We start from the raw sequence: 14,040 nt of genomic DNA on the forward strand, positions 1-14,040 counted from the left end.
TCAACGCGCCCGTCGTCCCGATGCGAGCGCGTAGACCAGGGCCAGTACGAAACCGGCCGGTGCCGAGAACATGGCGGTCAGGTACAGCGCGAGTGGCGGCTTGGCGTCGGAGAAGATCGGAAACAGCAGGATCGCGACGATGGCGACGAGGCCGATCGCGAACAGCGCAAGCGCGATGCGCAGCAGAACGGTGCTGCTCTTACGGGTCGATGTGTCCACGACACCACGGTAGTGCGAAGGGCGGTGCTGTGAAGAACCGTGCGACGAACAACTCGAGTGCCCTGTCGGTTTCATCGCGCTAGACTGGTGTATTCGCGCTCTACGTTCTCGTGGGGCGCGAAACTTGTGCAACCCGCAGGTCCGAACATCGGGCATGCGGACATCGAAACGACCGACAGCAACAGATGAACGGGTGAGCTCAGTGCCGACCGGCAAGGTGAAGTGGTACGACGTCGACAAGGGATTCGGATTCCTCTCTCAGGAGGAAGGCGAGGACGTCTACGTGCGATCGTCGGCGTTGCCGGAGGGCGTCGAGGGCCTCAAAGCCGGTCAGCGTGTCGAATTCGGAATGGCCGCGGGTCGTCGCGGACCGCAGGCGCTGAGCCTCAAGGTGCTCGAGCCGGCACCCTCGGTGCGTCAGAACACCGGCACCACCCGCCGCGAGCCCGTCGAACGCAAGCACACACCCGATGAGCTGCACGGGATGGTCGAGGACATGATCACGCTGCTCGAGGCGACGGTGCAGCCGGAACTCCGCAAGGGCAAGTACCCCGATCGCAAGACCGCGCAACGCATCTCCGAGGTGGTTCGGGCCGTCGCCCGCGAGCTCGACAGCTGAGCTCGGGGCCCACTACGGGCGCGTGCCGATCGACCAGATGGCGTGGCTGACGAAGCCCTCCTGATTGGTTTCGGGGTCGATGATGCCGGTGGGCAGTCGGATCTCGATCCCCAGCAGGGTCCGGTCGCTGTCGTCCGTGGTGGGCACCGTGACGCTCAGCTTGGTTCCGGGTTCGTTGAATTCGCCTACCTCGACGACGTTGCCGCTGTCGTCGCCGTACACCAGGGCGAGTACCCACGGTGCCGAGTACACCGCCTCGGGAAGCGAGAGCTGCACCGTCGGGGCCTCGCCGATCGCGATCTCGGATGTCTCACCGACGTTGGTGCACAGCGGGTCGCTGATGGCGCAGTACAGGTACGGCTCCACGTCGACAGCCCGGCCGTTGGAGTAGGCGGAGACGATCGGTTCCTTATCCGGCGCGTTCCCGATCAGCAGGGCGAGCACCGCCACGAATGCGACGGCGATGACGACGAGACCGGCGGCGATGATCGCCGCGATCTTCTTGGTGCGAGGAGCGAGTTTCACTTGGTCACATTTTCGCCGAAGGAGCCGTCGGACATTTCTTGTCCGACGTGATCGGGGCGGTTGCCGCCGAAACCGGGCAGCAGCGATCTGCCGCGATGGGTGAGGAATGTCTGCACGAGGCCGATCGTAAGCAACACCGACACCACGGTGAAACCGAGCCAATATTCAGTGGGCAGCAGCACGCCGAGCGTGCCGCCCAGGACCCAGCACAGCTGCATGACGGTTTCCGAGCGGCCGAATCCCGACGCAATCGATTCCGGCGGCAGATCGGCCTGTAGAGACGCATCCAGCGAGACCTTGGCCAGCGCGCTGGCGCTCGACGCCACCAGAGCGGCGAGGGCTGCGGTGAGCAGACTGTCGGTGATCGCGGCGACGACGGCCACCACCGTCACCGCGATGGTGCATCGCAACACGACCATCGACGGACGGCCGAGCTTGATCCTGGCACCGAGCGCGTTGCCGGAGAAATTGCCGAGTCCGGCGGCGGCCCCGACGAGACCGAGCATCGCCGCTTGCTGCAGAGGCTCGTGTTCGGTGCGAGACTTCGCGACGAAGGCGATGTAGAGCGTCAGGAATCCGGTGAGGATGCGGATGGTGCCGTTGCCCCACAGGCCCACGATGACGGCGCGTCCCAGAGGCTGCCTTCGGTTCTTGGCGCTGCCCAGGTTCTTGGTGCTGCCCAGGTTCTTCAGGCTGCGCTGGTTCTTGTTGCTGCGCAGTGGCGTGCGGCGCAGGTTTTCCGTCGGGGCACTGTTTCCGGCGAAGTCGCCGCCGCCGTGCTGGTCGGCGTGGTAGCTCAGGGTGGCGGGTACTTCGCCCTCGGTGATCTCCACCCAGGACGGGATCCGCATGCTGAGGTAACCGCCGAGAACGGTGATCGCGGCGACGAACCACAGGGCCCCGGACGACCCCGCGAAAAACGCGATCCCACCGGCGACGGCACCCGCCACGATGGTGCCGCCGAGCAGGCCGAACACCGTGAGCCGCGAATTGACGCGGACGAGGTCGATCTCCGGCGGCAGCACTCGCGGCGTCACCGCGCTCTTGAGCACCGCGAACGACTTGCTGAGTACGAGCATGCCGAGCGCGGCCGGGTAGAGCACCCAGCTGTCGAAGTTGAACACCAACACGACCGCCAGTACGGTGCGCAACCCGAACGACGTGGCCAGCGCGATCCGGCGACCGTGTTGGAGCCGGTCGAGCAGCGGTCCGATCAACGGCGCGATCAGCGCGAACGGCGCGATGGTGATGAGGAGGTACAGCGCGACCTTGGTCTTGTCCTCACCGGTGGCTGCGGAGAAGAAGAGGGTGTTGGCCAGGGCGATCGCCAACGCCGCATCGGAGGCGAAGTTCGCCATGGTCGCGTAGGTCAGCGCCGTCAAACCGGACTTGTCGGCACCGTCGGCTTTCGCAGCTCGCTGGAACGATGCGATTCCCTTGCCGGTGAGCTCGCGTCCGCGCATGGCGGCCACCCGAGTGACGGTCAGCTTCTTCGGCATCGGCGGTGGCTTGCGAGTGCCAGGGCGTCCACGCGGAGCGGTGATCTTCTCGGTGCGCGGTGGATGCAGCGGCGGCAACGGCTCGCGGCGACTCGGAACATGAGCGGAGAACGTGGGTGCAGTCGGGTAGTTGGCCAGGCCTGGGTGATCCGGTAGATCAGGAGTGGAGCCTGCGGAGTGATGTTCCGGGTCGTCCTGTTCCGAATCGTCCGCACCCGGTGGGGTGTGGGGGAGACGGGGATCGGTCACGGATCAATTCTGTCCTACGGGCGCAGTTTCGGTGAATCGCACCTCGAAGATCGTGGGCCAGAATTTGCCGGTCACGAGAAATCTGTCGGTGCCGGGGATCTGGGCGATGCCGTTGAAGACGTCGGCTCCGGTGCGGTCCGCGGCAGACATCGAATTCCACAGTGGGGTTCCGTCGATGACTGCCGTCACGTTTCCGGTGTCGGGGTCGATGCGCATGATGTCGAACGTCTGCCACACGTTGGCGTAGATCGAGCCGTCTTCGGCGCATTCGAGTTCGTTGAGCTGTTCCACCGGCTCGCCGTCGAGCGTGACGTTCACGGTTCCCTCGGCATCGAACGACGCGGGGTCGCGGAAGGTGAGGGTGGACGAACCGTCGCTCATCACGAGGCGGTCTTCCGATCTCTGCGTGCAGAGTCCCCAGCCTTCGCCCTGGTAGCTCACCCGGCGTCGTTCGGCGAGTGTGTCCGGGTCTCGGGCGATCGCGACACCGTCCTGCCAGGTGATCTGCCACAAGGTGTCGTCGTCCACGGTGATGCCTTCACCGAACAGGTCGGACTGCAGATCCACGCGGTCGAGTTCGGCCATGTTTTCGAGCGATGTCCGCCTGACGAACGACGAGCCTTCCAGCCCGGTGCCCTCGTACAGAATGTCGCCGTCGATCTCGAATCCCTGGGTGAATGCGTCGTTGTCGCGGTTGTATTCGCGCACGACCTCCGTGGTCAGTGCCGGAACCGAGTCGGACGTCACCGGGGTCGGCTGCGTCGTCGACGAGCATGCGGTGACCGCCAGTGCAGAGGTCAGGACGGCAGCGAAGGTGCGAGCGCGGACGGTCATTGCGTCAATGATGGCAGCCCGAACTGGGCGTCACCGAGTCGATGCGGCAAACTGAATGTGTGAGTTTCGTATCTTCCCCAGAGCTCGATTCCATCCGCCCCGTCTTGGCCGATGCCGTGGACCTCGCGCGGCAGGCTCTGCTCGACCTGGGGGAGGGCGGAGTCGGCGAGTACCTCGGGGTCACCGTCGAGGACGCCAGTGCGGCCACTCACCGGTTCGCCAGCGATCTCGAGGGCTACCGCGGATGGCAGTGGGCCGTCGTCGTCGCCGCCCCGGAGGACGCGGATCACGCCACGGTCAGTGAGTTGGTTCTGCTTCCTGGACCCGACGCTCTCGTGGCCCCGTCCTGGGTGCCCTGGGACGAACGCATCCGTCCCGGCGATCTCGGTCCGGGCGATCTGCTGTCCCCGCGCCAGGACGATCCGCGGCTGGTGCCGGGCTACGTCGAATCCGGTGATCCCGCAATAGACGAGGTCGCCGGCGAGATCGGCCTCGGTCGAACGAAGGTCACCAGTCTCGAGGGACGTCTGGATGCGGCACAGCGCTGGCACGACGGCGACTTCGGTCCTGACACCGAGATGGCCAAGGCTGCGCCGTCCACGTGCGGGCTCTGCGGCTTCTACCTGCCCCTCGCCGGATCGTTGTCTGCGGCATTCGGGGTGTGCGGCAACGAATTCGCTGCCGACGGCCACGTGGTGCATGCCGAGTACGGCTGCGGCGCGCATTCGGACACCGAGCTGCCCACCGGAGCAGGATCACCCCAATTCGAGCCGTACGACGACGCAGCTCTCGACGTCACCGCAGCGCCGACGCCTCGAACCGAAACGGCTCCCGCCGAGACGACATCTGCTGACACGACATCTGCTGAGACGACTCCTGCTGAGGCGGCTCCCGTCGAGACGAGTGCATCGGATGAGGCCGCTTCAGCGGACGCGACCCCCGGTGGCTCGGAACCCAGCGAAGCGCCCGTAGACGCAGCCGATGTGCCGTCCGACGTCGCGGAAGTTCCCGTGGACACTGCCGCTACGCCCACCGACGCAGTCGATACCCAAGCAGGCGATGTGGCAGCGCAGAACGGTGCACCGGAGGCAGCCGACCCAGCGGCCGCGGCAGTTCCCGACTCCGATGTGGTCGATTCCGATGTGGCCGATTCCGATGTGGCTGATTCTGATGTGACCGAAAGCGCTGCGCGCGAAGAGGATTCGATATCACCGAACTGATCGACCCGTTCGATACCGGGTCGCTGCGCGAGTCGATTCTCGCGGCCTGGGGGTCGTCGCCCACGCGGCTTCGTGAGGATGCGGCGTCCGAGGCGGATCTGGTACGCAGTGGCTATCGCGACCGGCTGTTGACCGAGCTCGCACAGAATGCGGCCGATGCGGCGGGTAGAGCCGGAGTTCGCGGCCGACTCGCGGTGTGGACCGATAGTGAAGGTTGCCTGCACATCGCCAATACGGGTGCACCGCTGGATGTTTCGGGCGTACACGCATTGACGGCCCTGAGGGCTTCGGCCAAAACTGCGGTGCACGGAGGCGTCGGGCAGTTCGGAGTCGGTTTCACTGCGGTCCGATCGGTGGCCGACGAGATCGAGGTTCGATCGCGGGACGGCGGCGTGCTGTTCGGTGCGCGGCGCACTCTGTCTGCCTTGCGCGAACGCGGGATCACGGTGCCCGAAGCCGGAGTGCCGGTACTGAGGTTGGCATGGCCGGTGGAGCAGGCACCGAAAGCGGGCTTCGACACCGAGATCGTCCTGACGCTGCGACCCGATACGAACGCAGAGTCTCTGGCATCAGGATTCTCGGACGAGGCCGTCGATCTGCTTCTCGAACTCCCGGCGCTGGACTCGATCGACATCGACGGCAACGTGATCGACTGCGTCAGAACAGCGCTCGATGCCCGGAGTGCGGACATAGTGATCGGATCGCGACGGTGGCGAGAGTTCACCGTCCCTGCCGCGCGGTGGTTGGCTCCGGTCGTCGACGGTCTACCCGTGCCCGCGTCGCCCGACGTGCTGCGGGCACCCACTCGATCGGACGAGCTGTTGTCGTTGCCCGCGTTGGTGATCGCCGACGTACCCATGCAGCCGGATCGGCGGCGCGTGCTGCCGGGCGTCTCGTTCGACGCGGCGGCAGACGGATACGCGGACTTCGTGGCCTCGTTGCCTGCCGCGTCCAGGGTGTCGTTCGTGCCCGAGGCCGGATTCGCACGCAGTGAGGTCGACGGCAAACTGCGGGAGCTGATCTCCAGCCGATTGTCCAGCGCGCCATGGCTTTCCGGTGTCGGCGGACGCGACCTGGTGCCCGAGCGATCGAACGTCGTCGCGGACGCCTCCGAGGAACTGGTCTCGGTACTGATCGATGTGGTGCCGCACCTGGTCGACTCGACATTGTCTGGGGCGCGCCACGCGTCGGCGCTGTCGGCGGTGGGGGTGCACCGGATCGGATTGGCCGGGCTGGCGGAGATGGTCGGTGGTCTGAGCCGCGAGCCGCAGTGGTGGCAGCAGCTGTACGACGCGTTGATACCCCTCGTCGTCGACGGTGTGGCCGCGGAAGAACTTGCCGCGCTGCCTGTTCCGCTCGCGGACGGTCGGATGGTCACCGGCCCGCGGACGGCAGTGATCGGGTCCGACGCGTCGGCTGCGGTGACGTGGGTGCGTCTGGTGCATCCGGATGCGGTGAGTCCGCTGCTGACGCGGCTCGGTGCTCGCGAGGCAACTGCGGCGGATTTGCTGACAGACCCGGCTCTCGAGGCTGCTCTCGACGATCTCGACTGGGACGACAGTGACGACGTCGAGATTCTGGTGAATGCCGTTCTCGCTCTGGCAGGAGAGGCGGGTGAACTACCGGGTTGGATCGGCGGTCTGCCGCTCGAGGACGACCACGGCGAACTGCGCAGTGCCGACGAGTTGTTGCTACCCGGAGCGCCGTTGGCGAATCTGCTGGTGCAGGACTCGCCGTTCGGCGTACTCGCTCCTGCAGTGGTGGACAGGTTCGGTGAGCGGGCACTGCGTGCGGTCGGCGCCGGGTGGGGTTTCTCGGTGGTGCGCGACGAACTGCCGACCGGTCCTGATCACGATCTCGACGACGAGGCCCGGTGGTGGTCGAGCTTGTCCGCAGAACCGGAGACGCTGCTCGCGGTTCGAGATCTGGATCTCGTTCGTTCGGACGCGTGGTCGGAGGCGCTGACCGTGCTGCTCGATGATCCGAGTACCCGTGCGACCCTGACCGATCGCGACGGCTACACCGCATGGTGGATCAGACGTCATGCACAAGTTCGTGATTCGCGTCTGCTGGCGTTCCGAGCGCCGTCCGACGAGACGTTCGCCGGCCTTCTCGACCCGCTGGACCATCCGCGTGCGGACGAGTTGGCGGCCGTTCTCAGCCCATCGACCTGCGCCGACGACGAGACCGCCCGACAATTGCTGCTGGCCCTGTCGGACCCACGGCGGAGTCCGACACCGGCGGTGATCGCCCGAACCCACACACTGATCGCAACCGCAGTTGCGGACGGCCGCATCGACATCGCCGACATCGACCCACCGGATCGAGTTCGTACCCTCGGCGGGGACGTCATCGACGCGTCGGAGGCGTTGGTGATCGATCTGCCGTGGTTGGCAAGCGTCGTACCGCCGGAGGTTGCAGTTCTCTCGGACATGGCTACCGCTGCCACTCTGGCCGATGTTCTCGACATCACGCCGGCGTCGGAGGCAATAAGAGGAGAGGTGCTCGGAAGCGGACGCGTCAGCTCTTGGGACCGCGAACCCGGAGCGGTCGCGGCCTGTGCAGTGATGGGGTTGCCGTTGCCCTCCGGAGGGGTGGTGGTCCACACCGAATTGCATGTGCGGCTGTCCGGAGATGTCGACGGCGAGCGAACAGTGCCGTGGTGGGTGACCGCCGACGGGACGGTCCACAGCGCGCAGAGTTGGGAGCGCCCTCGTGGGCTTTGACGCCACAGTGCTGGACTGGATGGTCGATCATCGAGTCGACTGGCTCACCACGGTCTTCTGGATCATCACCACGCTCGGCAACACTGTCTCGATGTTTCTGCTGTCCGCGGTGGTCGTCGTGGCGGTGCTTCGCGTCGGACGCAGATCGGACGCCGTTGTCGTCGCGGGTTCGATGCTCACGGGCTGGGGTCTGATGAATGCGCTCAAATTCGCGTTCGCGCGGGAGCGACCACCGATTCCGGAGCGGCTGGTGGAGATTTCGAGCCATTCGTTTCCGTCCGGCCACGCGATGATGTCGATGTTGCTTGCCACGGTGGCGATCGCGGTGGTGCTGCGATCGCCGGCTCCCTGGCTGCATCGGCCGGCACTGCTGTCGCTACCGGTGGTCGCGGCCCTGTGGATCGGATTCTCTCGGATCTATCTGGGCGCTCACTGGACCACGGACGTACTGGCCGGCTGGGTGTTCGGTGCCCTGTGGGGGCTGGGGTGGATCTATGCCGTCAGGCGGATCAGCGCGAGAAGTCCGAGCGCTGGGCGATAACGAGCAGCTCGTCGCGCATGGCCGGGCTGGAGACAGCATTGGCGCGTGCGTAGAGGGCGCGGAGCGAGCGGACGTGGTTGCGACGGTTGCGGTACTGAGAGACGAGCTTCATGGCCTGGCTTTCGTGGATCAAGAGGTTGTATTGACTGACATAACCCATGGTCCACGTTAACTTTGTGTTACTCAACCGGCTGAGGGGTTAGTTTGCCCACGTCAGGGGCGGTGTGGTGATCGAGCTAACGTGATGCTGATCTCAATCGAGGCCGCGCTGGGCGGTTTTGCTTCCGCGACGTGACGCCGCTCTCTGAAGCAGGAAGATTCCGAAGCCTACGGCACCCACCGCGACTCCCGACCAGCACGTGGCGAGGGCGTCGTCGCTGCGGTCGCCGGTGGCGGTGAACACCACCAGTGCGACGATCCAGCCGAGGATGCCGATCGCCAGCACCGGCACCGGATCGGTAAGGCTGCGCGGGATCTGCGGAATGTCGGCCACGAAAACACGCTACGCCACGCGGCCGTCTCGGCTACGCCGTTGCAGTTACCGAACTGCTGCAGTGTGCTTTATCGTTCGCTCATGCAATTGTCGTCGCGGCTACTCGACAACTACTTCAAGATCACCGAGCGTGGCTCGACGGTGGGGTCCGAGGTGCGGGGAGGCGTGGTCACCTTCGTGGCCATGGCCTACATCGTCGTCCTCAACCCGCTGATTCTGGGCAGCTTCTCTGCCGACGATGCAGCGGCGAAGACCGACGTGCTCGGCAACATCCTGCCGGTGGCCCAGGTTGCCGCCGTGACAGCGCTGGTGGCCGGGTTCATGAGCATCGCATTCGGCATCATCGCGAACTATCCCTTCGGTATCGCAGCAGGCTTGGGGATCAATACGCTGCTCGCTGTCACCATCGCGCCTCAGGTGACGTGGCCCGAGGCGATGGGGCTGGTGGTCATCGACGGCATCATCATCGTCTTGCTGGCCGTCACCGGGTTCCGCACAGCGGTGTTCAACGCGATCCCGGCCGAGCTGAAGGCAGCGATCGCGGCCGGTATCGGCGCCTTCATCGCCTTCATCGGACTGGTCGACTCCGGGTTCGTCCGCCGCGTCCCCGACGCCGCAGGTACGACGGTTCCCGTCGGCCTCGGTATCGACGGGTCCATTGCGTCGTGGCCGACGGTGATCTTCGTGTTCGGGCTGCTGCTGATGGGTGTATTGGTGGTACGCAAGGTGCGCGGCGGTCTGCTGATCGGCATCGTCGTCACGACGGTGTTCGCAGCGATCGTCGAAGCTGTCACCGATATCGGTCCGTCCAACGGGGTCGACCCCAAGGGGTGGAATCTGTCGGTCCCGCAGCTACCGACTCAACTGGTCCAGTCTCCGGATCTGTCTCTGGTGGGCAACGTCGACCTGCTCGGGGCCTTCACTCGCATCGGCGTCCTGGCCGCCAGCCTGCTGGTCTTCACCCTCGTCCTCGCGAACTTCTTCGACGCCATGGGCACCATGACGGGTCTGGGCAAGGAGGCGAAACTGGACAAGGACGGCACACTGCCGAACATCGGCAAGGCGCTCGTCGTCGAGGGTGCCGGAGCGATCGCCGGTGGCGGCGCGTCGGCGTCGTCGAACACCGTGTTCGTCGAATCGGCATCGGGTATCGCAGAAGGTGCCCGCACCGGACTCGCCAACGTCGTCACCGGGTTGCTGTTCTTGCTGGCCATGTTCTTCACCCCGCTCACGGCCGTCGTTCCCATCGAGGCGGCCGCACCGGCACTGGTCGTAGTGGGTGCGCTGATGATCGGGCAGGTGCTCGACATCGATTTCCGACGCTTCGATTACGCACTGCCGGCCTTCTTGACCATAGTCGTGATGCCGTTCACGTTCTCGATCGCCAACGGGATCGGAGTCGGTTTCATCACCTGGGTCGTGCTTGCAGTCGGGTCCGGCCGTGTGAAGTCGGTACATCCCCTGTTGTGGATCGTCGCGCTGCTGTTCGTCGCATATTTCGCCGTCGGACCCATCACCGAGGCGGTTACATGACGCGCGGTCGGTACCAGGGCGTATCCTCGGCGCTGTGACGTCGGGAAACATAGTTAATGACAATCGGGCATTGGCAAGCGATCTGTCGCTTGCGGTGGTGAGGCTGACTCGCCACCTTCGGGGTAGGCGAGTGGACTCGCAAGTATCACTGACTCAGCTGTCGGCCCTGGCCACGCTGAGTCGGGAGGGCGACATGACGCCCGGTGCGTTGGCTGCGCGGGAGAGGGTGCAGCCGCCGTCGATGACGCGAGTGATCGCGTCCTTGGCCGAACTCGGCCTCGTGGTGCGCACGCCGCATCCCACCGACGGCCGCCAGGTGATCGTCTCGCTCTCGCCTGCGGGTAACGAGCTGATCGCCGACGAGGCGAGTGCGCGTGAGGCATGGATGACCGCGCAGCTCTCGGGCCTCACGCCCGAGCAGCTCGACATCTTGCGTGACGCGGTGAACATCATCGGTGCCCTGGTGAGCGACTCCGAGTAGTTACCTAGGTTTATTATCTGAGTGGTGGCCCCTGCTTCCCGTTCGTCTCGGTCGACGATGTTCGCTGCCCTGAAGACTCGCAACTATCGATTGTGGGCGTCGGGGCAGATCGTCTCGCTGGTCGGAACCTGGATGCAGCGGGTCGCCCAGGATTGGCTCGTTCTGACGCTGTCCGGCGGCAACGGCCTCGCTGTCGGTATCGTCATGGCCCTGCAATTCGGGCCGACGCTGTTTCTCTCGGTCTGGGGCGGAGTACTCGCAGACCGCTACGACAAGCGCAAGCTCCTCATGATCACCCAGATCTTCGCTGCCGTCTGCGGCCTGGTGCTCGGTGTGCTCGACGTCGGGAACGTGGTCGAGCTGTGGCACGTCTACGTCATTGCTTTCGTGCTCGGGTGTTCGTCGGCCATCGACGCGCCGGTGCGGCAATCGTTCACCATCGAAATGGTCGGCAAGGAGACTCTCTCCAACGCGATCGCGTTGAATTCGATGACGTTCAACATGGCGCGAATCGTCGGACCCGCTGTGTCCGGAGTGCTCATCACCCTCGTCGGCACCGGCTGGGTGTTCTTGATCAACGCCGTGTCGTTCGCCGCGGTGTTCGGCGCTCTGGTGGCGATGAATGTCGGTCAGTTGTTCCGAGTCGAACCGGCACCGCGGGCCAGAGGTCAGGTGCGGGAGGGCTTCCGATATGTCTGGGGGCGGGGCGATCTGCGCGTGCTGTTGGCGACGGTGTTCGTGGTCTCGACGTTCGGCCTCAACTTCCCCCTGAGTCTGTCGGTGTTGGCGCGCAACACGTTCGGCAGTGGAGCCGACGCATACGGCCTGCTCTCGACCACCCTTGCCGTAGGTACGTTGGCGGGAGCGACACTGGCTGCCCGGCGCGCTACGGCACCGCGATTGCGCCTGTTCATCGGTGCTGTCATCGGATTCGGTGTGTTCGAGCTGCTCGTGGGGCTGATGCCCAATTACGTTCTGGTGGCAGTGCTGCTGGTGCCCACCGGCGCGTTGACCCTGACGTTCACGACGTCGGCGATGAACATTCTGCAGATGTCGGTGCCATCCGACATGCGTGGCCGCGTCATGGGTATCTACATGCTGTGCTTCCTGGGTGGAACTCCGTTGGGCAGCCCCGTTCTCGGGTGGCTTGCCGACGTGCTCGATCCGCGCGCACCGCTCGTGTTCGGCGGTGTCATCTCGCTGGCCACAGGGCTGTTCGCTGCTGTCTATCTGCTGCGGCACAACAACTTACGAATCACCGTGGTGCCTCGCGGCGACGGTCACCGGCTGCCCACCCTGGATACGGTGACCGCAACCGCGAAGGTGTGACGGGAGTCAGATCCACCCGTGTCGTCGCGCCAGTGCGCAGGCTTCGTGCCGATTGGCCGCGCCGAGCTTGGCGGCAGCGGCGGACAGGTAGTTGCGGGTGGTCCCCGGCGACAGATGCGCGCGCTGGGCGATTTCCGCAATGGATGCGCCGTCGGCGGCGAACTCGAGTACATCGGCCTCACGCGGTGTGAGCGGTGAGTCTCCGGCCCCGATTGCCTCTGCGGCGAGCGTCGGGTCCACGTAGCGGCCGCCTCCGTGCACGGTGCGGACCACTTCGGCCAGAGTGGCGGCCGAGGTGGTCTTCGGCAGGAACCCGCGCACGCCTGCCTCCAATGCCTTCTTGAGATAGCCCGGTCGCCCGTGGCTGGTGACGATGATCGACGCGCATGTCGGCAGAGTCTCGGCGATCTTCTGGGCCGTCTCGATCCCGTCGATGCCGCCCATCTGCAGGTCCAGCACGGCCACATCGGGTGTGACTGCCGCCGCCTCGGTCAGTGCCTGCTCGCCGGAGTCGGCTTGCCCGACGATCTCGATGTCGTCCTCGAGATCGAGCATGGTCGCCAGAGCGGTTCTGATCAGATTCTCGTCGTCGGCCAGTAGAACTCGAATCATGGTGTGGTCCTCGGGCTCTGGGGCGAGAGCGGCAAGGCCGCCGTGAGGGAGAATTCTTCGGTGGTTCTCTCCGCGTCCAGGGTGCCGCCGACGGCAACCAATCTCTCGCGCAGACCGTTCAGGCCGGTGCCGTCGTCCCGCCCGGTGGGTGCACCTGGATTATCGTTGGTCAATCGAATGCTGTTGTCTGTCAATTCGATCCGGCAATAGGTGGCCGCGGAGTGGCGCAATATGTTCGTCACTCCCTCGCGGACCACCCAGGCAGCCGCCTCGGCGGCGCGCTCGGACAGGACGGAGGTCTCGCCGACCAATTCGGTGGAGATGCCCGCGGCGGACAGCAGCGATCGAGCGCCGTCGAGTTCCGACGCCACATCGACCGATCGGTAGCCGCGCACCAACTTTCTGGCGTCGGCCATGGATTCCTGTGCCAACATGCGAACCTCGTCCATCTGGCCCGCCGCTCGGTCGTCCCCTCGGCGAGCCAGCGTCGCGGCGAGTTCGCTCTTGACCGCGATGGCAGACAGGGCGCGTCCGACGACGTCGTGCAGATCTCGCGAGAACCGCAATCGTTCCTCGGCAACCGACAGCGCTGCTGCGGCGTCGCGGGTGGCGTCGAGTTCGGTCACGATGCGTAGCAGCCACACCGACAGTTGCACGGTGAAAGCCATGAACGCGATGAAGATGCCGAGTATCGCTGTGTCCACCGCCGGGGTTCCCAGTGCTGCGGCCAGCGCAGCGGCGGCTACGGCAGCCGCCATGGACCACCGCAGCGGAATCACGGTTCCGAACGCTACGGTGGCCAGTACTGCGGCCCAGAGTGCGTTGCTCGTGGTCCCCCCGGCAACCAACATCACGGCGGCAACGGCCGTGACTGCCAACGGGATTCGTGGGTTGGCAGTCGACTCTCCGCCGAGTGCGGGGGTACGCTGCACGACCATGAACGCGGCGGCGGCACACACCACTGCCGCCGCCGCGGATCGGTAGTCGTCGTACTGCAGCGTCGTCAGCATCGCGCCGACGGCGACACCGACGCTGATCAGCAGGAACGACTGTCGGGTGTAGACGCGTACCTTGTTCACTGCAGTGCTGTCGTTCCAGCCGTGCAATGGGTTGAGGTACTCGTACAGCTTCATGGTCTCCAGCCTTGCAGACGGGTGGCG

14 protein-coding genes and 1 pseudogene are annotated in these 14,040 nt (G+C 65.5%); 7 read left to right on the forward strand and 8 right to left on the reverse strand.

Annotation, left to right across the window (positions count from 1 at the left end):
• Entirely contained in the window at positions 1–219 is a 219-nt protein-coding gene (locus ACIGGF_RS12450; RefSeq protein WP_397521627.1) for a hypothetical protein, read from the reverse strand.
• A gap of 202 nt (positions 220–421) precedes the next feature.
• On the opposite strand from ACIGGF_RS12450, the gene ACIGGF_RS12455 reads away from it, so the two are divergent.
• The gene (locus ACIGGF_RS12455; protein WP_397521737.1) at positions 422–838 is read left to right on the forward strand and encodes a cold-shock protein; all 417 of its coding nucleotides are present in this window, start codon (positions 422–424) and stop codon (positions 836–838) included.
• 12 nt (positions 839–850) lie between these two features.
• On the opposite strand, the gene ACIGGF_RS12460 is transcribed toward ACIGGF_RS12455, so the two are convergent.
• The 3 genes from ACIGGF_RS12460 to ACIGGF_RS12470 are packed head-to-tail and all read right to left on the reverse strand — an operon-like array spanning position 851 to position 3,945.
• Entirely contained in the window at positions 851–1,363 is a 513-nt protein-coding gene (locus ACIGGF_RS12460) for a DUF2771 domain-containing protein (protein ID WP_397521628.1), read from the reverse strand.
• On the reverse strand, positions 1,360–3,111 hold the full coding sequence (locus ACIGGF_RS12465) for an MFS transporter (protein WP_397521629.1): 1,752 nt from the start codon (positions 3,109–3,111) through the stop codon (positions 1,360–1,362). Before ACIGGF_RS12465 ends, ACIGGF_RS12460 begins: the two co-directional genes overlap by 4 nt.
• Before the next feature lie 3 nt (positions 3,112–3,114).
• Positions 3,115–3,945 carry a glutaminyl-peptide cyclotransferase gene (locus ACIGGF_RS12470; protein ID WP_397521630.1) on the reverse strand — a complete coding sequence of 277 codons (831 nt, stop codon included), beginning with the start codon at positions 3,943–3,945 and terminating at the stop codon, positions 3,115–3,117.
• 41 nt (positions 3,946–3,986) lie between these two features.
• Between ACIGGF_RS12470 and ACIGGF_RS12475 the strand changes: the two are divergent.
• The 3 genes and pseudogenes from ACIGGF_RS12475 to ACIGGF_RS12485 form a co-directional block, all read left to right on the forward strand.
• Positions 3,987–4,829: pseudogene (locus ACIGGF_RS12475) on the forward strand (DUF3027 domain-containing protein); the annotation flags it as partial.
• A gap of 332 nt (positions 4,830–5,161) precedes the next feature.
• Positions 5,162–7,891 carry a sacsin N-terminal ATP-binding-like domain-containing protein gene (locus ACIGGF_RS12480; RefSeq protein ID WP_397521738.1) on the forward strand — a complete coding sequence of 910 codons (2,730 nt, stop codon included), beginning with the start codon at positions 5,162–5,164 and terminating at the stop codon, positions 7,889–7,891.
• Positions 7,881–8,432: a phosphatase PAP2 family protein gene (locus ACIGGF_RS12485; protein WP_397521631.1), complete on the forward strand. Its 552-nt coding sequence runs from the start codon at positions 7,881–7,883 to the stop codon at positions 8,430–8,432. Before ACIGGF_RS12480 ends, ACIGGF_RS12485 begins: the two co-directional genes overlap by 11 nt.
• Here ACIGGF_RS12485 and ACIGGF_RS12490 read toward each other — a convergent pair.
• Entirely contained in the window at positions 8,401–8,544 is a 144-nt protein-coding gene (locus ACIGGF_RS12490) for a hypothetical protein (RefSeq protein ID WP_155289340.1), read from the reverse strand. The genes ACIGGF_RS12485 and ACIGGF_RS12490 overlap by 32 nt on opposite strands.
• Positions 8,545–8,685: 141 nt before the next feature.
• Positions 8,686–8,925, reverse strand: coding sequence for a DUF2530 domain-containing protein (locus tag ACIGGF_RS12495; protein WP_397521632.1), 240 nt, complete (start codon positions 8,923–8,925; stop codon positions 8,686–8,688).
• Positions 8,926–9,006: 81 nt separating this feature from the next.
• On the opposite strand from ACIGGF_RS12495, the gene ACIGGF_RS12500 reads away from it, so the two are divergent.
• From ACIGGF_RS12500 to ACIGGF_RS12510, 3 genes are read left to right on the forward strand one after another with little or no spacing between them, the layout of a single operon-like run.
• The gene (locus tag ACIGGF_RS12500; RefSeq protein ID WP_397521633.1) at positions 9,007–10,458 is read left to right on the forward strand and encodes an NCS2 family permease; all 1,452 of its coding nucleotides are present in this window, start codon (positions 9,007–9,009) and stop codon (positions 10,456–10,458) included.
• A gap of 49 nt (positions 10,459–10,507) precedes the next feature.
• On the forward strand, positions 10,508–10,939 hold the full coding sequence (locus ACIGGF_RS12505; protein WP_397521739.1) for a MarR family winged helix-turn-helix transcriptional regulator: 432 nt from the start codon (positions 10,508–10,510) through the stop codon (positions 10,937–10,939).
• Positions 10,940–10,996: 57 nt separating this feature from the next.
• A complete protein-coding gene (locus tag ACIGGF_RS12510) occupies positions 10,997–12,268 on the forward strand; it encodes an MFS transporter (RefSeq protein WP_397521740.1) in 1,272 nt (423 codons plus the stop codon).
• Between the two features lie 6 nt (positions 12,269–12,274).
• Here the strand turns inward: ACIGGF_RS12510 and ACIGGF_RS12515 are convergent, their stop codons facing one another.
• Positions 12,275–12,880, reverse strand: a complete 606-nt coding sequence (locus ACIGGF_RS12515; RefSeq protein WP_397521634.1) for a response regulator — start codon at positions 12,878–12,880, stop codon at positions 12,275–12,277.
• Positions 12,877–14,013, reverse strand: a complete 1,137-nt coding sequence (locus tag ACIGGF_RS12520) for a sensor histidine kinase (RefSeq protein ID WP_397521635.1) — start codon at positions 14,011–14,013, stop codon at positions 12,877–12,879. Before ACIGGF_RS12520 ends, ACIGGF_RS12515 begins: the two co-directional genes overlap by 4 nt.
• Positions 14,014–14,040 lie beyond the last annotated feature (27 nt).

Origin of the sequence: Rhodococcus sp. NPDC078407, assembly GCF_044542515.1 — a bacterium.
GTDB lineage: Bacteria > Actinomycetota > Actinomycetes > Mycobacteriales > Mycobacteriaceae > Rhodococcoides.

What these genes read in the sequence shown, in the direction of transcription:
- ACIGGF_RS12470 (WP_397521630.1), bottom strand. Translation starts at nt 3,945, where the DNA reads ATGACCGTCCGCGCTCGCACCTTCGCTGCCGTCCTGACCTCTGCACTG.
- ACIGGF_RS12490 (WP_155289340.1), bottom strand. Translation starts at nt 8,544, where the DNA reads ATGAAGCTCGTCTCTCAGTACCGCAACCGTCGCAACCACGTCCGCTCG.
- ACIGGF_RS12500 (WP_397521633.1), top strand. Translation starts at nt 9,007, where the DNA reads ATGCAATTGTCGTCGCGGCTACTCGACAACTACTTCAAGATCACCGAG.
- ACIGGF_RS12510 (WP_397521740.1), top strand. Translation starts at nt 10,997, where the DNA reads ATGTTCGCTGCCCTGAAGACTCGCAACTATCGATTGTGGGCGTCGGGG.
- ACIGGF_RS12515 (WP_397521634.1), bottom strand. Translation starts at nt 12,880, where the DNA reads ATGATTCGAGTTCTACTGGCCGACGACGAGAATCTGATCAGAACCGCT.
- ACIGGF_RS12520 (WP_397521635.1), bottom strand. Translation starts at nt 14,013, where the DNA reads ATGAAGCTGTACGAGTACCTCAACCCATTGCACGGCTGGAACGACAGC.